20 protein-coding genes, 1 tRNA gene and 1 pseudogene are annotated in these 21,465 nt (G+C 36.5%); 9 read left to right on the forward strand and 13 right to left on the reverse strand.

Features of this window, described 5'->3' with window-relative positions; all coding sequences use genetic code 11:
- The first annotated feature begins 94 nt into the window (after positions 1–94).
- A complete protein-coding gene (locus tag F6K40_RS01745; protein ID WP_293130493.1) occupies positions 95–340 on the forward strand; it encodes a hypothetical protein in 246 nt (81 codons plus the stop codon).
- A 367-nt stretch (positions 341–707) separates the two neighbouring features.
- On the opposite strand, the gene F6K40_RS01750 is transcribed toward F6K40_RS01745, so the two are convergent.
- The 7 genes from F6K40_RS01750 to F6K40_RS01780 all read right to left on the reverse strand — a co-directional run bounded on the left by F6K40_RS01750 (position 708) and on the right by F6K40_RS01780 (position 8,861).
- The gene (locus F6K40_RS01750) at positions 708–1,310 is read right to left on the reverse strand and encodes an RNA polymerase sigma factor (RefSeq protein WP_293130496.1); all 603 of its coding nucleotides are present in this window, start codon (positions 1,308–1,310) and stop codon (positions 708–710) included.
- Between the two features lie 1,050 nt (positions 1,311–2,360).
- Positions 2,361–2,945: a hypothetical protein gene (locus F6K40_RS01755; RefSeq protein WP_293130499.1), complete on the reverse strand. Its 585-nt coding sequence runs from the start codon at positions 2,943–2,945 to the stop codon at positions 2,361–2,363.
- Between the two features lie 12 nt (positions 2,946–2,957).
- Positions 2,958–3,362, reverse strand: coding sequence for a hypothetical protein (locus F6K40_RS01760; protein ID WP_293130502.1), 405 nt, complete (start codon positions 3,360–3,362; stop codon positions 2,958–2,960).
- Between the two features lie 650 nt (positions 3,363–4,012).
- Positions 4,013–5,620, reverse strand: coding sequence for a mechanosensitive ion channel family protein (locus tag F6K40_RS01765; RefSeq protein ID WP_293130505.1), 1,608 nt, complete (start codon positions 5,618–5,620; stop codon positions 4,013–4,015).
- 316 nt (positions 5,621–5,936) lie between these two features.
- Positions 5,937–6,578, reverse strand: coding sequence for a YiiX/YebB-like N1pC/P60 family cysteine hydrolase (locus tag F6K40_RS01770; RefSeq protein WP_293130508.1), 642 nt, complete (start codon positions 6,576–6,578; stop codon positions 5,937–5,939).
- A 273-nt stretch (positions 6,579–6,851) separates the two neighbouring features.
- The gene (locus F6K40_RS01775; RefSeq protein ID WP_293130511.1) at positions 6,852–7,988 is read right to left on the reverse strand and encodes a patatin-like phospholipase family protein; all 1,137 of its coding nucleotides are present in this window, start codon (positions 7,986–7,988) and stop codon (positions 6,852–6,854) included.
- 582 nt (positions 7,989–8,570) lie between these two features.
- Positions 8,571–8,861, reverse strand: coding sequence for a hypothetical protein (locus F6K40_RS01780; RefSeq protein ID WP_293130514.1), 291 nt, complete (start codon positions 8,859–8,861; stop codon positions 8,571–8,573).
- A 450-nt stretch (positions 8,862–9,311) separates the two neighbouring features.
- Here F6K40_RS01780 and F6K40_RS01785 point away from each other — a divergent pair, with 450 nt between their 5' ends.
- The 3 genes from F6K40_RS01785 to F6K40_RS01795 all read left to right on the forward strand — a co-directional run bounded on the left by F6K40_RS01785 (position 9,312) and on the right by F6K40_RS01795 (position 11,869).
- On the forward strand, positions 9,312–9,434 hold the full coding sequence (locus F6K40_RS01785; protein WP_293130517.1) for a hypothetical protein: 123 nt from the start codon (positions 9,312–9,314) through the stop codon (positions 9,432–9,434).
- Positions 9,435–9,948: 514 nt separating this feature from the next.
- On the forward strand, positions 9,949–10,902 hold the full coding sequence (locus tag F6K40_RS01790) for a hypothetical protein (protein ID WP_293130520.1): 954 nt from the start codon (positions 9,949–9,951) through the stop codon (positions 10,900–10,902).
- 496 nt (positions 10,903–11,398) lie between these two features.
- A complete protein-coding gene (locus F6K40_RS01795; protein ID WP_293130523.1) occupies positions 11,399–11,869 on the forward strand; it encodes a matrixin family metalloprotease in 471 nt (156 codons plus the stop codon).
- Positions 11,870–12,257: 388 nt separating this feature from the next.
- On the opposite strand, the pseudogene F6K40_RS01800 reads toward F6K40_RS01795, so the two are convergent.
- The 5 genes and pseudogenes from F6K40_RS01800 to scpB form a co-directional block, all read right to left on the reverse strand.
- Positions 12,258–12,457 (reverse strand): annotated as a pseudogene (locus F6K40_RS01800) (transposase); the annotation flags it as partial.
- A gap of 134 nt (positions 12,458–12,591) precedes the next feature.
- On the reverse strand, positions 12,592–13,467 hold the full coding sequence (locus F6K40_RS01805; RefSeq protein WP_293130526.1) for a fructosamine kinase family protein: 876 nt from the start codon (positions 13,465–13,467) through the stop codon (positions 12,592–12,594).
- A gap of 208 nt (positions 13,468–13,675) precedes the next feature.
- Positions 13,676–14,215, reverse strand: a complete 540-nt coding sequence (locus F6K40_RS01810) for a DUF2808 domain-containing protein (RefSeq protein WP_293130529.1) — start codon at positions 14,213–14,215, stop codon at positions 13,676–13,678.
- 314 nt (positions 14,216–14,529) lie between these two features.
- Positions 14,530–15,096 carry a 5-formyltetrahydrofolate cyclo-ligase gene (locus F6K40_RS01815; RefSeq protein WP_293130532.1) on the reverse strand — a complete coding sequence of 189 codons (567 nt, stop codon included), beginning with the start codon at positions 15,094–15,096 and terminating at the stop codon, positions 14,530–14,532.
- 254 nt (positions 15,097–15,350) lie between these two features.
- Complete coding sequence (gene scpB / locus F6K40_RS01820) at positions 15,351–15,959, reverse strand: SMC-Scp complex subunit ScpB (protein ID WP_293130535.1); 609 nt, start codon at positions 15,957–15,959, stop codon at positions 15,351–15,353.
- 637 nt (positions 15,960–16,596) lie between these two features.
- Between scpB and F6K40_RS01825 the strand changes: the two genes are divergently transcribed.
- From F6K40_RS01825 to F6K40_RS01845, 5 genes are all read left to right on the forward strand, one after another.
- The gene (locus F6K40_RS01825; RefSeq protein WP_293130537.1) at positions 16,597–17,817 is read left to right on the forward strand and encodes an RNA-guided endonuclease InsQ/TnpB family protein; all 1,221 of its coding nucleotides are present in this window, start codon (positions 16,597–16,599) and stop codon (positions 17,815–17,817) included.
- 215 nt (positions 17,818–18,032) lie between these two features.
- Positions 18,033–18,230, forward strand: a complete 198-nt coding sequence (rpmI, locus tag F6K40_RS01830) for a 50S ribosomal protein L35 (RefSeq protein ID WP_293130539.1) — start codon at positions 18,033–18,035, stop codon at positions 18,228–18,230.
- Between the two features lie 24 nt (positions 18,231–18,254).
- A complete protein-coding gene (gene rplT / locus F6K40_RS01835) occupies positions 18,255–18,611 on the forward strand; it encodes a 50S ribosomal protein L20 (protein ID WP_293130541.1) in 357 nt (118 codons plus the stop codon).
- A 425-nt stretch (positions 18,612–19,036) separates the two neighbouring features.
- The gene (locus tag F6K40_RS01840) at positions 19,037–19,564 is read left to right on the forward strand and encodes a tetratricopeptide repeat protein (RefSeq protein ID WP_293130543.1); all 528 of its coding nucleotides are present in this window, start codon (positions 19,037–19,039) and stop codon (positions 19,562–19,564) included.
- Positions 19,565–20,012: 448 nt separating this feature from the next.
- Positions 20,013–20,615: a DUF1517 domain-containing protein gene (locus tag F6K40_RS01845; RefSeq protein WP_293130668.1), complete on the forward strand. Its 603-nt coding sequence runs from the start codon at positions 20,013–20,015 to the stop codon at positions 20,613–20,615.
- Positions 20,616–21,306: 691 nt separating this feature from the next.
- Here the strand turns inward: F6K40_RS01845 and F6K40_RS01850 are convergent.
- Positions 21,307–21,379 (reverse strand) — tRNA-His (locus F6K40_RS01850).
- Positions 21,380–21,465 lie beyond the last annotated feature (86 nt).

Below are 21,465 nucleotides of genomic sequence, written 5' to 3' on the forward strand. Positions count from 1 at the left end.
GGGATTCTTCAGCCAGGGAAGCCCTGACCGCTGTTTTGACAGAGGTGATGTCCTCCCCCTGTGTTGACTTTTACAATAACAAAATGCTCCTAGCTTGTCAAGGGCATATCAACGTTTAGCTTATGAAGGTATCCGAATCCTGGCCCTGGCTTTCATCCCGACGCTCCCCTGCGGGAGAGCGCGGGACTTCCCGCCAGGAAAATTAAATTCAGAAGAACAAATAGAGTTTATAATTGATAAGGCAGAGAAATTAGAGTTATTTCCCAAGGAAGCTACTCGCGAACAAAACCGACGTTTTATTGATGTTATAATTGGCACTTTAAACGCAAATTATACGTAAGCGTTCAGCATTCAGCTATTAGCTACAGCGCTTGCAATTGTTATAAGGTAGACTGATCGCGGGCAAGATGCCCGCATTACAATAATTTTACCATTCAAATTTGTACATTATTTGTCCCAAATATGCTGTATTAGATCATTTAACTGATAACTGATAACTGATAACTGAAAAAAACCATGCCTTACAGTAAATTTACCTTAGACGAACTCAAACAAAAATTTAACTTTCCTGGCGGGAAGTCCCGCGCTCTCCATCCCCCCTAACTCCTAACTCCTAACTCCTAACTCCTAACTCATTACTCATTACTCATTACTCATTACTCCTCCATTTTTATTTATAACTATTCAACCGGACATGATATTATTGGTTACTCCCCCTCAATAAAATATTCCCTCAGCTCGTTTCGTAATATATTTCGTGCCTGAGAAATGCGCTTGCAGACATTATCGTAGGAAATATTTTGTTGTTTAGCAATCTCTTGATGAGATAGTTGCTGATAAAAATGCAGGATAAATGTCTGATGCAATCTCGTTGGCAAATTATGAATAGCACGACGAATCATAATCCTTTTCTCTTGTATTTCTATAGCATAATCTGGCCTCTCCTCCAATGAAACCAGCTCTTGCTCCTCAGTAAATGTGTAATCTTCGATATTATCAACTCTATTCGCAGCACGAATGCGTTCTCGATGAATATCTACACAGAGGTTATAAGTCAGTTTTGTCAGCCATGCCTTAGAATTAGAAATTTTTGCTGGATTCTTTTGCTCCTTCTCCCAAGCTTTGAGCATAGCCCGACTAAGTGCGTCCTCAGCGTCAGTTCGGTTTCCGCCCATCCACTTGACACAGCAATAATAAAGATAATCTTGATATTTTAGCCATTGCTGCCAGAACTCTTGATCTGTGTTTCCAGTATAATTCGGCAGTTTCAATGTAGTAGCTGAAACTACTTTGAGAGAATTTGATAGCATAATAGTCAACCCTTAAAGAAATCTATTAGTTGGAGGAGAACTATAATTTCAAGCGAATGGGCAGGATTCTGGGGAATTGTGTATTAAAATTTATAGCAGGCAACAGGGAACAGTGGGAAAAGTGTTTCCTAGTCTAAGATTCATCATTAGTCTATATCCTAATCGCCCTGGCTGTTGCTATAACTGGATTATCTAATGATCTCTGAAAGGCTGATTTATTCCTAGATATTGCTAGCAGAAGTTAACGCAATGTGAAATATCTAGAAAAATCTAATTTCTTTAATTTATCAGGACTTACGCAGGTGAACCCAGAAACCCGGTTTCTTTGCGTAAGTCCTATTTATTTCCAGTACAAATCGTAATCTTAGCTTACATTTTTGTTTTATTACTACCAATCACCCTGAAAACAAGTATTGCGATCGCTGAATAAGTTTATTTCTATTCTACTATCTCCTGAGTAATATCAAATCCAGATGATTAGTTATTGTAAGTCCGCAGCGACTTACACTCGTCGAAGGCAGCAATCTCTAAAACCTCTGAGATTGCTGCCTATCGTCGCAATGACTAATTTTGAGCCGGATTCTATATAATATCCCAATAAATATTTTTAACGATCTTTATAGTCAGGTTGATTTAGCAGATTAGCGATCGAAGTAGACGATCGCTAATCCGCTTAATATTACTAATCTGAATCAGCTTTCATTCAATAAAGCTGCAAAGGTGAAACTATTCACTGGAAAAATCAACTAGAATTCCACGTTCTAGTTTTCCGGCTTACCATTTTGTATCATGGAATTGAGTATCGCACGCTCTATGAATAAATCTGCTACTTAATTCACGAGATATGCGATACTCACTTATTTTGACCAAAAAGTAAAGTCTCAAGCTTCCTCTTTTAAGGGGATGAAAAAAATCAACTTCAGTATTTCAAGCCTCCTAGTGAAATAGGAGGTACTGATAACTGATAACTGAAATGACTGTATTCACCCAAGTAATTGAGTACCTTTTGAGGTTCCCGTTACTTAAGCAGCATCAACAAAGCCAAAATATTTAAACATTAACTCTAGACCATCGACATTTTCTGCCAAAAGCATTGATAATCCTGTACTCATTCAACGTAGTATATTTTTCCTTTTCTCCATCGGGAAGAAACCTATAACCTTTAACTTCATATTGAGGAAGGTAAAGGTCATTATCTAAGAAATCAAGCATTTTATTCAATTCACCAGGTTGCCATAAATCCTTAGCTTGCTGACCAACAATCTTATTCATTGGTTGGTTACTGTTAGCAACAATGGCGGCTTGATTCATCCAAATAACCTCGTTAGTATTCACATCAGTGATAAACTGCGGGTTAACCTCACCATAAATATCAATTAGACTTTTACCTAGTTCTTTAATCATTACTTTTTTCCCTATGATTCTAATTCCTCGTTTTGCTCCATTCCAGATGAGGCGAACCTCACCCCACTTAGTAGCTAATAAATCAAACCAACCTTGATGTTGATTGTAGATAATAATCACGTCTTCTTTTCTATAGTAAATAGGAGCAATGAAGACGATACCCTGTTTAAATACGGCTTCAGTCCATTCATCAAGAAATAGGTGTTGATTGCCTTGGTTTTTCTTCTTCATCTGTATTCTATTCTAGGATGTTGTCTGCATAGACTTATCGGGTAGAAACTCCTGATCGTAATCAAGGTACTCGCATATGAGGCTGATATCTACATTATTTAAGGCTTGACCTGAAATTGATTTAATGATTGCCTCTCTGACAAGATTGTCCAAAGGGGGATGAGAGTTATCAATTTTGGCTTCAAGAGCTTTTATTCTTTCTTGTTGTTCTACTAAAGCCTTTTTATAGTCAAAACCTAATTGATGCAGAATATCATATTCTCTACTTCTAGCTAATCCACTCTCTATGTAAAACAGGGCTAGACTAACCAAAGTTCGTTCTTCTTGTAAAGCTCTTTCCTCTAGCTGTCTATAGGTTCCTGCGGACATAGTAACAGATATTTTTTCAGACCTTGTTTTTCTATTAATGTCTATCATTAGATGCTATTTAATCCCTATTTAGAACTAAAAAACATTATAAGTTCTAATTAGATGCTGACAGGAGTATTTTTATAAAACTTAATATTTTATTGATAATTTAATAGTTGGGACTAACATGAACTTATACCAATTACCAAAAGTAATGCTATACTTAAGCTATACTTCAACACCTCAATAGTTACTAAAATTAAAAGTATGTTTTTGACAATTAAAGGTAATTTAGTATAAATTTTTCATACATTTCCTCTTTCCACACCTCCTCGACTTTCCACATTTCCTCACCTAATTTTATGTAGCATTTGTTTTGAGAAGTGGTATTATAGAGGCCGAAAATCTTAGTATAGGGTTATGAGCAATTAGTAAGGGCAAAAGGCCGTTTCCCTGTGCTATATGAAACGCCCCTACAGGCGGTGTCTAATATCATGTTCGGTTGAATAGTTATAAATAAAAATGGAGGAGTCAGGAGCCAGGAGTCAGGAGTCAGGAGTTAGGAGTTAGGAGGGAAGAAAAGGGAATTTTAAGCTATAAAGAAGAGAAAGTTTTTTGATCACTAATTATCCGGACATAATATAATACCCTTAAATAAAGCCTGACAAAGCAAATTTCTGAATTCTGAATTCAGAATTCAGAATTCTAAATTCTAAATTCTAAATTCTGAAACTATCTGTGATATTTTTATAGTGAATTGGTATTACACTAGAAGACTCTGTTTTGTTTGATACAGCGAGTGCGAGTACCTTTGCTCCTGTGAGATAGAGAATTTTGTTAATTTTGAGCAGTACTTCCTCTTCAATTAAGATAGATTCAGCTAAATCTGTAGTTAGGATATATGCGAAAATATCAAGATTAATTATCTGATGACTCAAACTACCAATACTAATACTTTCTTCAGAAAGTTTTGGATGTTGAGCAAGCATATTTCGCAGATTTTCCATAATTTGCTCTAACTCTTCATGAACACTGTCATAGCTCAATGAAAGTGTGCGGTCAAAAAAATATTTGTCACGCTTACTATGATTAACAATTTGCGATGTGGAGACCACTGTATTAGGGACATAAATCAGCTTGCGTTCTAGCGTGCGAATCAATGTTGAGCGCAAACTAATATCTTCTACTGTACCGATGACACCACCTAATTCACAAAAATCACCAATCTTGATTGGGCGGTTCAAAAATAAGGTTAAACCACCTACTAAATTTTCTATATATGGTTTAACTCCTAACCCAATAGCAATACTGCTAATTCCAAAGCTAGCTATTATTGGTCCAAGGGCGATGCCAATTTCTTGGCTGGTGGTGTAAAAAACTATGAATCCTGCTAAAACCCCTAGCAAGCGAACTCCATTGCGAACCAGTACTGCTTCAAAGGATCTACTTTCTTGACACATATTGAACATAATAGTCGAACCAATAGCATTGAATAGCATAAAAGCGAACCAAGCAAAAACACTACCTTCCAGAATAGTTGATAATTGCAGTATATTTTGCAGGAGTGTGCCCGTGATATTAATGCCTTCATCTATAATAACTTCCCAAAAAGTAATCATCCACAGTGTGAAAGCTGGTATCAATAATTCCAACCATACTTTTTTGTAGGGGTTAGCGATATTAACATATCGTTTGAGTAAAAATCTGATCCCAAAAACGATAGCGAATGCTATGAGGGTTGTTATAGCGAGACCCAACCATTGCCAGAGAGTTTGGCCATAAAGCAATATAGTATTTTTCTCCCTTGGTAACCATCTATTCCACTTAGGAGGTAGGAGATGGCCTGGTGTAGTAATATAGAATCTGTAGAACCCAGGAGATGTTTTCCAGGGATTGAATTCGTAGTAGGGATATTCTTCGATCAATTCGTAAAATTGTTTGATCCGCTCAACTGTTTCAGGAGTGAATAGAAATTCATTGACATCAAAACCTTCCTTAACTAACTGAATTGCAATTTCACTCCCTGGAACTTCCCAGCGCGTTAGGGATTGAGATCCAACATCGTCTGTATTAGGAATCATATTAACTGGAGGTAATTGAAGGCGATCTAATATCTCCTTAAGCATTAGTGCAGACTCTGTACCAAAATCTTGACGATTAATTGGGGGAATATCTACAAGATTTAAGGCATCTATCGCCCGATCTAGAGCTAATTCTGCTTCATAGCCTTTCCTCTGCACTGTCCGAGAATGCCATAATCCCCTCTCTCTTTTTGACTCCTCTTGAGCCTCCATAATGAGTCTATATGCTTGATTCATATTGTTCATAAATCCTGAGAGGGTGGTGCGGGGACTGTTAGTGGCAGGTGGCCTTAGTGGGTTATCGGTTAGGCTAATGCTAGTAACAGCATACTGAGTTAGGAGAATTATTATTAATATAGTGAGAACTTTTAAAAGGAGTTTTTTTATTAGTCTCATCTTGATATTTATAGCAATCGGATGGGTTTCTGAATTTTTCTAATTAGCAGTGTTTTTTTCTAGGTTTTATGGATGCGACTGAATAAAGAAATATGATCAAAGGGAGCGATCGCTCCCTTTTGTTCTGGAGATGTTGGGGGTGGGCTAATTTTTACATCGTTATCCCTTAAAGCTGAAATAGACCAACAAAGTTGAAACTTGGAGATTCCCTTAAATCCTGGATCAACTGTGCAGGATTTTTATTTATATCATTAAAAAAATTTTGATTTATTGGGGATACTCCATTTTCTCGAAACGTCTCGTGTACGAAAAGCAGACAAGACATAACGAATTGTGAACAGTACATAGGAGCTGGTTGACCGTCTATAATATTGTCTAATAAATTGTTAGCAACCTGGTGATTTCCTTGAATTCTTTTGAATAGCGATGAAATAGCCCCTTTAATAGAATACGAGACATTTTGATTCTGTCCTTGTAAATCACTTACTAATTTGGCTGCTGTAGCAATACCATTCCTAACGTCTTCATTATTAGCTCTGAAAACAAAATATTTTGTTGTATCTTGCAGTAATCTGTTTTTTGCTAAACCTCCAGACTGAGCTTCAACAACATAAAATTCTTCAAAACCTTGTTGATCTTGATCTCTGATTAGCAAGCCAGCATGGACTATATTAGCATCCTCAGTGGATAGCCTGGTCAATGCCTGTGCAACATTAATAATCTTATTAATTGTTGACTTACCCTTTACTTTCAGCATGATATCACCAGCTTGAAGATCTTCAATGTTAAGTAAATGTTGTGCTTGCATAATTTTACCTCTGTACTTTGATGATTGTTCTACGTTATCTACTAATAAGACGCTCATGCTTCCCAATTTCTGAATTTTTTGAGTTAAATTTTTTTCTAAAAATTTTTTTCAAATAAAATTCATAGGCTGACAGGGAAGCTAAAAAATAGATTAGGAATAAGAATTTTATGATCTACAGAAGTTAAATTGCCTAATTTCCATAGCGTCTGAATTCTGAAAAAAATTTCTGGACTTTATTTAATTCTCATTCCTTAGAAAAAACTGTCTAAATGCTTAATGATATCCGATAAACTTTTGAAGAGCCTCTCGCACTGGAACCCTTGGCTGCTCATAATAAACTTCCCCACAGTCAAGATAACATTCAGCAGCATCGATCAGGTCTTGACAATTATCAGGATTGTCGATATCTTCATTTATTTCTTTGTAGTGGTTTCTTTTATCCCTAATATATCTGTTATGAGGCTTTTCTAGTAGCTTTCTGAGTCTACCAGGCCGTTTTTCCCTTTCTAGGCGATCGTTGAGTTCAAAATCCAAACGCAGGATATCGCCCCCTACACTATCTAGAATTTGGTTACAGATATCCTCGGAATTTTTCGCAGCAGGATTCAGAAAAATATCCGGTATGTGCTGCACCCAACCCAGTAATCCCCATTCTTTGATTTCTTCATAACTGTAAGGACAAGTTGTATTGCCAGTGCCGATAGAAAGGACCGCAATATCGCTCAATTTTAATCCATTATTTTTTTCAATCCATAAGGCATGAGCGATCGCCACCAAAACGGGATTATTTGCCGATATTCCTCCATCAATATGAGGCAGATTTTCCTCCTCATTATAAGGGAGTTTATAAGGGGGAAAAAACGTAGGAGCAGAAACTGAGGCAGTGCAGATTTTCCATAATTCGATATTGTCATACCATACTTCTGTATTGGGGGGATTATTAGTAAACCAGGTTGTATTTCGGGAATAAACGTCATAAGCAGGAATCAGAATATGAGGTTTCCCGATCTCGCTAATTTTGGCCGAACCCAACTCCTGGTGAATCAATTTTTTCTGCAAGACTTTAGCCAAACCCTGCTCTCCCTGTTCGTGGGGATATAGGGCATAATTCCCGATCATTTTTCGCAGTATAGTAGAAGACAGGAAAGAGTTTCGCTGCTGACGTACTGACTCTAAAAAGATATTTTTTCCCTCTTCTAGATAGAGATCAATCATGTCTTTAGCTTTCATCTGACAGACAACCCCCGCAGCCAGAATAGAGCCAGTAGATGTACCGGAAATTAGGTCGAAATATTCGTGTAATTCTTGTCCTTTTTTTTCTTTGACAGTTGTTTCTACCTCTTGGAGAAGTTTGGCTGATAAAACTCCCCGGATACCTCCACCATCCAGACAAAGAATCTTAAAACTCATAATTTTTTTTCTCCATATAGCTAATAGGAGAGTTGTCTAGATTTGTGCCTTCTCTAGTATGAATCAATTCTCCCAAGCTTATTAATATTTTGTCAATGCAAGGAAAAAAGACGATTTATTTTTGAATTTCAAAATAATCGCCTTTATATATCAGGACTTAGACATTTTAAATAAAAGGGGGCGATACCCCGTCAGTTTCGGACGTTAGACACCCAAAGTTTCTACCCTGTACTTGGTCGGTCCATCAACACGAGTTACTTCTAATTGGCATCGCCTTTGACCATTTATAGTAAAATAGATAATTCCCAGGCCAGTAGTTTGCTGTAGGAAGAATTCTGTCTAGTGTTATGAATCCCTGAATACCTTCATTACATTGATTATTCTGGAATCCACCTGGATTTATATTTAAGATATCTACCGGTGATACGCATCAGTACAGACATTCCCATTGCTTTGATGCCTGCTCATTTCTAGTGACATACATATACATATACTATATAACCGGATTCTATATCACCCATTAATAGAATCAATGTTAAGCACAGCAACGTTACTAACATTACTACCATTACTAGGGTTTGTTTATTTCTTTTTATTGCTCTTTTCTTTAGCATTTGTGTCTGCGTCTGTTCTTTGGTAAGCCTGAGCAATGTAGTTGTTCATACCTGCCCGAACATTAACGTTACTAAGGTTGCTAGCGTTTGTTTCTTCCTTTTTATTGCTGTTTTCTTTAGCGTTTGTGTCTGCGTCTGTTCTTGGGTAAGCCTGAGCAATGTAGTTGTTCATACCTGCCCGAGCATTATCGGTGCAAAAACCAGACCAGCTAACAATAACCAGTAGCAAAACAAGAGCCATGGGAATTACTGATTTCATTTTTGGACTTCTTCTAAATAAAGTTTGTCAATCAGAATTTTTTTGTTCTACTTATAAGACGATCTTGCTTGTCAATTTCTGAATTTTTTGAGCGAGATTTTAAGAAAAAAAATTTTATTTGATAAAATTTATAGGCTGACATGGAAGCTGAAAAATAGATATAGAAAGATTTTGAGGATAAATTGAATAAAAACTTTAATCAAAATAGTCGATTGAAAATTCAGAAATTACTGCTGGGAAACGTCATATAAGTGGAAGGTAAAAAAGACAGGAAATTTTTCTATCCAAGTCCCTTTCTTTTCAAGAAAAAAATCTAACTCAAAAAATTCAGAAAGTGAAGAGCAAAATCGTCTTATTAGTAGAAGACAGGAAAAAGAAAAATTCAACCTTGTCTCTAGTCCAAGACCAACATAAAACTTGCGGCAACTGACAAAATTATGAGGTTCAAGCATGGCAGCTACACAAACAAACATTACTGATATTTCAGGATTACCGGGACTCAAAAAACTGTGGTCTGAGACCAAAGGCGACTCCCAAATCTGTGTAGCCATTCTTGATAGTCCAGTAGACTAATCTCATCCCTGCTTTGACAGTGCTAAATGTTGGTAGGAAAAAGAGCTGCCTGTTGTCCTCGCTAATATGCTTGGAAGAGCGTTGAATTTTGACCGCTGCTGGAAGAAAGCCAGCGCTTACATCGGGAAGTATTGCCAAAATCGCTGATGGGATTTTACCAAGCAGTTACATTGGCGAGATGAAGGATTAATCAGAGCTGGTGGGTTAATTATTTAACTTCTAAAGCTGTAATCTCTGATTTAGTCTTAGAGCTTGGCTTCTATCTAATTGATGGAAGCTAAACAACCAGAAAGAAATAAAACTTTCAGTAGTTTTGGAATTGTAGTAATTTCATTTGATTTTTCACCTACTTTTATATCAGTTGTGAAGGTACTGTGTCAAAAAATGAGTTTGATAGAGTTCATCCGGTAACAAGGAGGTATGAAAGAGTGGTTAATAAATTCCGTGAAAAATTGAAGAAATTATGAATCTAAATAGCTTTGTTGAAATAATTGATGTTTAGGAGTTGCTAGTTATGGACAGTAGAGGACCACAACAAAAGAATAATCAAACAAACAAATATTCCTTTGGGAGGAACGATAGGATACATGGGTGGAACAAGGAATATCAATATACTAATCATAATCAGAAATATCAGTGTAATGATCAAGAGTATGATAGCAGTTATGCCAACCAATATATGTGTTTTGAATTTAAGCAGAATCAACTAGAAGCATTTCATAATCAACCAGTGCTAACGCCAGAAAAGGATCCTAATAACAATCAAGTGCCAGTAAAGGATTCTAATGGCCACACTCTGACAGATCATCAGGGACATATTGTGCCTCAGAGTGCTCTGAAAGAGGTACTGAATGACATTGCGAATGAAATTCTGAATGACAAACTGAAGAATCTAGATTATAATAACCTTAATAATCTAGAAAATTACGATCACAACAAACAGCAAAAAGTATACCAGGCTTTTAATGAGTTTAAAAAGCTTTTTAAAGACCAAGTTCCCATGACGTATAATATTGACAATTATATTATAAATAAACTATGTGGTTCTAGAATTGAAAAATTAATTCAACAAAAGGATGGTGCGAAGATTACTCTTGAAGACGCCATAAATGATTATCTTAGTATTATTGTCTGGAACCCTGTCAATATATGTCGTGCTCCTGAAGATAAACACCGGAATGGTTATCCCGGAGAGAAAATTGATAATGAGGTTAGGGAACGTGTAATTCAAATATACCCCAAGAATGCAAGAATCAGAGGGGCATTTGAAAAAGTTAAGTCAACACTTGATAAAGAAAAACAGGAGAAAACAAGGCAAATCAAGGAGTTTATAGGTTCGTGTAACGAGGCTCTAGGACAACAATCTCACGGTTACTATAAGTTTGATTGGCAATATCTTCTCACTAAATCGAAGGAGTTACAGTTACAACCAGTGCTTAAGATTCAAAGCAATGCGCCTAAAAGTTGAGACTAACTATCATTTCAGCCTAGTTTAGTCATTTACTTAATCTAGGCTGGTTCGCTACACCAGTGGTAACTGAAAATGTAACTATCACTTAAGTTTATCTACCACATCCTAAAATGAGTAAGGTAGAAAAAGATCAGCCGATCCTTATAAGGAGTAAATTTCCTTTGAAGACGAAAGTTTACTACAGTTTGTTATATCTCACGAAGTTTTACACGCTATAAGCTCACGGGGTGACAAACACTTCAAAACTATAGTTAGATACGGGTTTAATATCATCTCGTAATTGATATTAGCGATCGAATAAAATAATCATAATTTACGCAAACTTTTAAACAATACGCTATCCGTAGAGGGCGAATGCCATTCGCCCCTATACATAGCGGTGCGACCCCGCGTCGGCGTCAGACGCAAGGGAACGCGCACCAAGAGAAGGTGGTTCTGCGTAAGTCCTGATAATGAACAAGTACATTTACTGTAGTTGCAATCTGGAGAAAACATGGAAAACTTTGAATATGATATACTCACAAACACAAATTGGCAGACAACTAATATTTCTTATGGATTTGATGCCAACGTACCACTCAATGTCAGAAATTTATTCCAAACCGCAGCTAGCGACATTAGTCAAAACTCAAAATTATCTTTGAGTGAAATACCAGAAAATTTTCAACCAGATATTCACATTAGTTTTGCCGACACTCAAGGATTCCTAGCTTTAGCTTACTTTCCTGGAGAACATTCCATCAGTGGTGACATTCTGTTGTCCCAAGAATTTCTTAATCAACCAGAACAATATCAAAATTTCATTGTCTGGCACGAATTCGGGCACGCTCTAGGACTAGGACATGAAGATGAGAGAAAGGATTCGGTGATGAATGACAATTTAGAAAGTGGAGTTGATTCACTGCCTCAGAGATTTACTCCTTATGATTTTTGGGCATTAGATACCACTTATTATTTATTATAATGTGGAGTAACTTTCGAGTACCCTATAGAACCCCTAAGCGTATCTTTTGCAAGGTTATACTAAATAGCGATCGCCCTTAATTCTTTGGTAGTGCATCAGCCAAGTGTGGGATAAGTAATTAGATCATTCTAGTACGAAGGGGCGATACTGCTGACGCAACGCGAGCGACATAAAACGCGGAGCGTTAACGTTTGCGGAGCATTCCGTCAGGAAAGTTGTGCGGAACGCTAAACGCTAACCCAGCTCTTTGTGCCGCAGTATTTTTCCTTCGACTGTGAATCCAAATCCAATTCCTCTTACAGTGCTTTTCAGTTGAGTAGACTACAGTAGGGACCTTCCATGGAACGTCCCTACTGGGTTTTGGTTGTGACGATGTGGTTCATCAATTTGAAAAGCGCTGTAAACTACTGCCCTCGACATTAGCTTGTAACCCACATTCCGCATTTGTTCAGGTTGAATTTGTCTACGATAGTATAGAGTCTCGAAAGTGTCACTGAAAGTTTGCAAGCATTCGGGACAATAATATCGCTGACTTCCTTTGCTAGTTTTTCGATGCTTATGAGTCTTGTGATAGCCACATAGAGGACATTACATCAGAATTCAAAGTATTAACGGGACAATAGTTATATTACCATTCCCACACTTTCTTGATGCACAACCGAACATCCCTAGAGGGTTTTGGTTGTTACTAAAAAATACTGATAACTGATAACTGATAACTGTTAACTGATAACTGATAAAAGTTGCTGTATCATCCTTTCTGCTTGAGAAGCATAACCACTACCAAATAGATTAAAATGATTCAAGATATGATACAAATTATAAAGAATTTTCCGCTGCTTGTAGCCATCATCTAAAGGCCAAGCTTCATTGTAACCATGATAAAAACCAGCAGGAAAACCACCAAATAATTCTGTCATTGCTATATCGACTTCGCGATCGCCCCAATAAGTCGCCGGATCAAAAATCACTGGTTCCCCATCCGCAGTAACTGAAGCATTTCCCCCCCATAAGTCTCCGTGAACTAAAGAAGGTTGGGGTTGATGACCTGCTAATAATTCTGGAATAACTTTCAGTAGGCGATCGCCCTGACTAAAACTACCACCGCGACGCTTTGCTAATTTTAACTGATAACCAATACGGTGTTCTACCCAAAATTCTGCCCAGTCTGCTACCCAAGTATTAATCTGAGGTGTCGAACCGATAGTATTATTAATATCCCAACCAAATTCACTTTTTCCTTGATAGCGATGTAAAGCAGCTAAGTTACGCCCCATCTCTTCCCAAGATTTATCGTTACCGCGACCGCCTAAGTCTAACCATTCCAAGACTATATAACAATTATTTCCTTCTGTTCTATAACATAAAGGTTTAGGAACCCGAATAGTCTGAGTTTCGCACATTTGCTTTAACCCTAATGCTTCTGCTCGAAACATTTCCACCAGAGAAGCTTGATTAATTTTGACGAAATAGCTACGAGTGCCATCAGTCAGTTGATAACCATTGTTGATGCAACCTCCTCCAACTGAACGATGTTCACTGACTTCAAATTTTTCGGCGGTTACTTGGGTGATATGTTCGGCGATTTTTTTCCACATAATATATAGGTGTTGATTTTAATAAAAAACTGATTGATTTTAAGCTGATGTCGGCGTTGGTGAAACACGGTATGATTTCTTGTCCGGATAGCAAGCGCAAACAAAAAACTTTCTCCGTCTACTATTCTTTCTTCTTCTTTCTTTCCTCCTGACTCCTGACTCCTGACTCCTGACTCCTACCCCTACCAAAAGAATTTTTCAGCAAACCCTAATTATAACTATCAGAACCATCATAAAAATGAAGTCTACCATAGCCAAGAAAATAACCATAAGGTTTTTCTCCTACAGGAAAAGCAGTCACTCCAAATAAATATACTCCCCCATATCTGGGAGTCCGCACTGGACGCAAACCAATTGTAAAAGTTTTGCCTGGAGGTACTGGAGGATTGAAAATTACTGAGATGGTATTAGTTTTTTTGTCGATCGCTACTTCCTCAACTGTTAATTGTTCACCTTTATTCCGATGGGTTCCTTCAAAAGCGATAATTTTCTCTGGGTTATATCGAATATTATCAGGACCAGTAGTTTTACTAATTGTCACCTGTTTTAGTGGTACTCCAGCATCAGGCAATAAGTTGAGAGTAAAATAATAGGTAGCGCTCCAGACATAAGTCTCGCTTCGGGTAGTTACTGCTTTAACTAGACGAGGTGGTTGAGCAAAATAAACCGTACCATCTTTTGTCTGAATTCCTAAAGTAGGAGTGACAAATAATAAAAAAGGCAAAAGCAAGAAAGAAAATTTTTTCATAATAAGAAAATGAGATTAAAGATTTCCTCTAAAGTCTTTTTATCACCCTTACTATTCGTAACATTCTTTTTTCAAACTGGTATTATACCCCAGTAAAAATGGGATTTGGAAACCAAACCCCTACATTTTCAGGACTTAGGCAAAATATAGAGTTATACACCATCTGTAGGGGCGAATGGCATTCGCCCTTACTAGATATGACGGTTCTGCGTAAGTCCTGATTTTGTTTCACAAATCATTTCATATTCCTAGATCAATTGTTCTTCCTCATTTAAAAGTAACAAAGCTGATAGCTGACTGCTGACTGCTGACTGCTATTTTATACCATTTTCTGTACAAACAAAATCAAGAGGTTTATCCCAGGAATCTATAGGTAAATCTTGTAAATAAGCAAACTCAAACACAATGCCAATAGTAGGTTTTGATGCCCATTCTTGACTACTTAGCATCCGGTCATAAAAACCGCCACCATAACCTAAACGATAACCATTTACATTACAAGCAACAGCAGGAACTAAAATTAAATCTACTTCTGATGACTGTAATAATGGTGCATTTAAGTCTGGTTCTAGAATACCATAAGCACCTTTTTGTAAAGAATTTCCTGGTTGCCAAATATGCCAAATTAGAGACTTTTCTACACATCTTGGAAAACCCCAAGTTTCAGGAGAAAATGTTTTTTTTTCTCCAATATTTGTAAATAATAAACTCAGGTCTGGTTCCTGACGAAAACTAAAATAAGCTAAAACAGTTTTAGCTGTTTGGAATAGAGAGAAATTTTGTAAGTTACGGCACAGGCGATCGCTCTTTTCTCTCCATTCTTTCTCAGGCATAGATCGACGTTTTTTTAATAATGAGCTTCTTAATTCTTTTTTAAGCATTAACCTGTTAAAATAACAATTTAGAAAAGTAAATTGGGTAAATTCTGACTTATCCAGAATCATACTCAAATTTTTCTTATTTAACCATGAAATAAAGTATTGAACTTCTCCTTTGAAGGGTATGAAAAAGAAAAATTCTTATTTTCAAGCCTCCTTATTCCAGGAGGTATTGATAACTGAAATTGCCGTCCCAAAAATGGATTATTAAACTTCTCCAAAAATCGAAAATAAAATCAATTATTATTCATAAATTATCAATTACTCCCCTCCTGGGAGGGGTAGGGGTGGGTTTCCCCTCTTCCCTCTTCCCTGTTCCCTGTTTCCTCTTTTTCAGAGATATCTATATCTTCTTCATTTTCATCACTATTAGATAGAGACAGTAAATCCAAAGATAATTGTTGAGGCAGTTTATCGAGTTGGAAATATTGATGAAATTTATCAGTGACTTGCAACCAATAAGAACGAGATTCCTTTTGACGACGTTTACGGATAAAACCTAAACTTACAAGTTCAGGAACGTGCTGATAAATTCCCGAACCACGAATATCTACTAATTCTGATTGGGTAATACCTCCTTTCAGGGCGATCGCTGCTAAAGTCCTCAGAGCGCCGACTCCTAACTCTGGTTGAATTAAGCTTTCTATCAACTCACTAAAAGTTGGTTTGAGTTGAAGACTATAACCTTTTTCAGTTTCGACAACTTCTAAAGCAGTATGTCGATGAGCATATTCTGACATTAATTCGATTAAAGCATCTTTGACTTGGCCACGCTCACACTTGGCAATTTCAGCAATTTCAGAAATGGAAAGGGGTTGTCCCTTGAGATATAAAATTGCCTCAATTTTACTAGAAAGACTATACATTTAGTATCATTACCCTTACGGTAATTTTATTGTATTTTGGTCAGAAAATTTGCCTAATGCCTAATTTAAGAAAGGGTAAAATTTTCTCACCTAATTTTTTCTATCATATATTAATGTTTGTTTTTTCTATAAAGTTTATCGATTTAATTGAGCGATCGAATTTTCCATTTTTATTCTGAATTCTGAATTCTAAATTCATTAGAATGTGTAATTAATTTGGCTTATGAACTTATATAGAATCCGGCTGTATAATATATTTTTCTATTCTAGAATTACTTCAATATTCAATTTCCCCCACTTCCCCACTCGCCACCCCTAACTATACAAATAAGGCATTGGTGAAATAAGGTATGAAATTCCGATCAGAGTAAGATTAATTTAATAGTAAAGAAAAAAAGCTGTTTTAACTCCTGACTCCTGACTACTAAATACTAACTTCTGACTTCTAAGGGCAAGTATTGTAAAGTTTTATTGATTTTATAGAAAAACATAAAAAAACAACTAAAAATATCTTAGACTGGGATTAGTTAAATTCCCTTATGTAGTTGATGAATGAAATTATCTGCAACACGCCGGCCGGGCATGAAGATGAACTTGGAAAACCCCAACAGCTAGTTAAATGTTGACAGGAGGGATAATGCAGTTAGTAGAACGCACTATTATTAAAAAAAATCATCCCAATTATAAATCACTTGATGCTCTAGCTTTCTTGTCGAAAAATCTCTACAACATGGCTAACTACATAGTTAGACAAGAGTTTATTAATAAAGGAAGTTATCTAGACTATAACAAGGTTCAAAAGTTACTACAGTCGGGAGCAGATTATAAAGCAATACCTGCGAAAGTTTCTCAGCAGGTTTTGATTCTTTTAGATCAAAATTGGCAAAGTTTTTTTCAAGCTATAAGAGCTTATAATCAATGTCCAAGTAAGTTTAAAAGTCGTCCTAAACTACCAAAATATAAACATAAACAAAAAGGGAGGAATATTCTAGTCTATACAAAACAAGCGATTAGTAAACCTCAATTAGTCAAAAATCAGAAGATATTACTATCAAAAAGTGAGCTATTTTTTGATAGTAAAATAAATTATGATTCTCTGCAACAAGTGAGAATTATACCTAAGCTTAATTACTATGTGGTAGAAGTGGTTTACGAATCCATTGAAGTCAAATTAGATTTGTATAAACATCATGTAGCTTCTGTAGATTTGGGAGTAAATAATTTGGCGGCTGTAACATCAAATAAAAAAGGTTTTCAACCCTTGATTATTAACGGCAGACCAGTCAAATCAATTAATCAATTCTATAATAAGAAAAAAGGCAAACTACAGTCAGAATTAAAGAAGACTAAAAGTAGTAATCGAATCAAAAGATTATCGACAAAAAGAAATTTTAAGATTGACGATTATTTGCATAAGACTAGCAGATATATTATTAATCGTCTGATCGAAAATCAGATCGGAGTTTTAGTAATAGGAAATAATCCTAACTGGAAACAAGGCATAAATCTTGGCAAAAAAAACAATCAAAATTTTGTTCAAATTCCTTTTTTTAAGTTAATAGAACAACTAAAATACAAAGGCAAGTTAGTAGGAATCCAAGTAATAATTAATGAAGAAAGTTATACCTCAAAAGCTAGTTTTTTAGACTGGGACGACTTACCAGTTTACCAAAAAGGTGTCAAACACAAATTTAGTGGTCAACGAGTGAAAAGAGGACTTTATAAAGCTTCAAACGGTCTCAAATACAATGCTGATGTCAATGGAAGTTTAAACATATTACGAAAAGCAGTCCCAAACGCTTTTAGCAATGGGATAGAGGGTGTTGTAGTTCACCCCGTTAAGGTAACACTTAATTAAAACTAGGTCAAAGAATATTTTTCTATAGATTTAGTAACTATTTAGACATAGGCGTGAAAATTAAAAATAGAATCAATTCTGATCCAGAAATTATCAATTATTTCTCCCTGTTCCCTGTTCCCTGTTCCCTGTTCCCTCTTTTCCGGAGAAGTGTATTGAATTTTAACAAAATTTATGATATTATAAAAGCTTGTGTGTAAAAATAGTGGAAGTCCATGCCAAAACTAAAAACTCGCAAAGCAGCAGCTAGACGCTTTAAAGCCACAGGCAGTGGCAAAATTAAACGTCGTAAAGCCTTCAAGAGTCACCTTTTGGAGCATAAAAGCTCTAGTCGCAAGAGCGATCTATCGAAAATGACTCTTGTACATGAGACTAATGAAGAAAATGTACGTCTAATGCTTCCATATTTATAAAAAGAAAATTTTAGGAGAAAAATTATGCCGAGAGTCAAAAGAGGTAATGTTGCCCGTAAACGCCGTAACAAAATTCTTAAACTAGCTAAAGGATTTAGAGGGGCACAATCTAGACTGTTTAAAGTGGCTAACCAACGAGTAATGCAGGCATTACGGAATGCCTATCGCGATCGCCGGAAACGGAAACGGGACTTTCGTCGTTTGTGGATTACCCGGATCAACGCAGCAGCTCGTCAAGAAGGTATGAGCTATAGTCAATTAATTGGCAATATGAAAAAAGCCAATATAGCAATTAACCGTAAAATGTTAGCACAATTAGCAGTTTTAGATCCTGAAACTTTTACAAAAGTTGTGGAATTGGCAAGTCAAGCCAAAGGATGATAGAAACTAGAAGGTATAGGAAATAATGGATAATGGATAATGGATAATGGATAATGGATAATTGATAATCACCTCTCCCTTTTAGGGAGAGGATTGACTAAAAGGAAAAGATTTATTTCTCTTGGTTGATTGGATATGGCGCCGGTAACCCATCCATCCCATCATAAGGGAATGCTCCGCTTGCCAACCGCTTTTTCCCCTTGAAAGAGGAGGCTTTAAACCTAAATTATCTAATTATTTAATTGTTTAATTATTAATTATTTCGGTAAATATTCTCCCTCTTTTCAGAAGACTGATGGTAAATATTCAGCTATTAGCGGTCAACTCTCAGCTTTCTTTAAAAAAATAGTATTAAGACAGAGTGATATAGAAAGGAAAGCTGTTATTATTTTGAATAAAATTAAAATTAATCCTGGGTAAAGATTATGGATAAAACTCTACCAGTTTTATACTTATTAATACTTCTAATATTATTATCTATAACGTCTATATTTGTTATCCGTCAGATTACAAAGACGAGGAAAACAGAAGATCAGCTTTCTAAGTTGAAAAATAAACTGACAAAAGAACAAGGAACAGTAGATGAATATTATCAGCTTGCCAGTATATATTTAGAAAAAAAATTATATGTTAATGCAATTGAATTATTGAAAAAAGCTCTGAAATTAAAAGACGAAGAGAATTTAGAGGATTTTCCGAAAATTTATAATGCTCTTGGTTTTGCCTACTTTATTCAAGAGCAATATGATATTGCGATTAGGCAATATAAAGAAGCATTAAAAATAGATGCTGAGTATGTGACAGCTTATAATAATTTGGGTCATGTTTATGAGAAGAAAAAATTAACTGCCCAAGCTTTAGAAGCTTATGAGTCAGCACTGAAATATGACTCAAACAATGATACTGCTAAAAGACGTGCAGAATCTATGAAGAAACGTTTGACAACTTCTTAAATTGAGAATTGAGAATTCAGAACTCAGAAATCAGGATTCAGAAGTAAAAATTAGTAGCTTGTAGTTGCGCTTTAGTGCTGCTCAGTATATTCAGAGGGGCTAAATTTTTGGGTAGTAGTGCATTGTAATAATCGTGCATTTTCCTTATCTTTGTTAGAAAGGACGGCAGTGGGAGCATCTTGCTCCCGTGCCTGGTATTCCTTTCTCCTGTATACCATTACTATGCAGGACTACCAATTTTCGATGTGTTAGTCCACTACAAACAAAATTACCGGGGTTGCACATTAAAGAATGATAATAGATTTTCAACTGTACATATATTGAGGAAATAGTTATCCAAAAATATATACTTTCGGATTTCATCATTCCTAATTGTGCAACGCCAAATTACCATATAGAAATAATCAATTTTTCTTACTTTTTATTTAATTGATTGGCAGGTGAAATCATGGGTTCTTGGCGAGATAACTTAAATAAATTTACAGGTAAAACGAGATTTGTTGTCTCTCGTTTATTCATTCACTTAACGGGTTCAGAGGTGACACCCTTATTGGGTGTTTTGAATCGAGCTGTTAGGGAAGCGGTTGCATCAGAAGGTGACTTGGAAGTAGTGGGGGAAAGACTCGTTGAAGTCTGTGAAAGTCTCCTACAATATGACACTTATTGGCAGTCGGCAGCTAACGAAGGTGATGTTATTTGGAATGAAGGAGAAGCAGGAGACTTTTTTGATGAACTGTTCACAGACTCCTCTCAACGCTACCTAAGTTCTGGGGAAAGTGAAGACTATGGGGAAGATAACGAACCTTTAACTTTGCCTCCTACTGGTAATTTAGTGGTGATGATAACAGTTGCGTTTGAGGGAGAAGTGCCAGATATTGAAACTGATCTGGCGAGTATAGGAGCGATGACTCAAGCGTTAAAAGCTTTGATTAATTTGCATTATCAACAAAAATTACGGGGTATTCAAATACATTTTTCACCAGCACGTTTGGGGGATGAGTTAGACAACGAACAATTATTAGTGAATTTTTCTGAACTTATTCCTTTGTAAAAAGTCGGTAGGGAGTGAGGCAGCGATCGCTACTCATTCCCGATCTAAGGAGCCATGTAAAAATAACTTGAACAGTTTTTTGATGGAAGCTAAATTTCAGATCAAATCCGGTAGCATCGGTATAAATAAAGCAGAGAAACCGGGTTGATCTGAATGCCCATTATATTGACATCTATCTCGCATAAACCCGGTTTTTTATAACACTTCCATTGCAAGCGGATTTTATATCACTCAATACAATAATGGAAGCATAGCAATGCTATGCTCCTACAAAATTCAAAATTAATGAACTTTTTGTTTTGCCGAGCTCAACTACTTACTAAAAAGGTTGATCAAGAATTTCATATATAGAGCTTGTCCTTTTAGCAGCAGTATCTAAGTTGACATACTCCCGACGTTGCCCTTCTATTCCCCCCTTTCAAAGGGGGGTTAGGGGGGATGGACAACGCGGGATTCTGAGCGTCTGGGAAACCCTGACCGCTGCGCATGACAGAGGTGATGTCCTCCCCCTGTTTTGACTTTTACAATAACAAAATGCTCTTAGCTTGTGTCTTGGGCATATGAACGTTTAGCTTATTAAGGTATCCGAATCCTGGCCCAGGCTTTCATCCCGACGCTCCCCCTCCCCCCTTGGAAAGGGGGGTTAGGGGGGATGGAGATCGCGGGACTTCCCGCCAGGAAAGTTAAAAAGGGCGAACGATGGGACTCGAACCCACGAATGGTGGAACCACAAACCACTGCCTTAACCACTTGGCCACGCTCGCCATATATTTTTTTCTTACAGTTTATTAATATAGCACTACCAAATTATATTTGTAAACCCTCTTGACAAAAATATAAAATCTAAAAC

The sequence above is a fragment of the Okeania sp. SIO3I5 genome (assembly GCF_010672085.1).
Classification (GTDB): Bacteria; Cyanobacteriota; Cyanobacteriia; order Cyanobacteriales; family Microcoleaceae; genus Trichodesmium.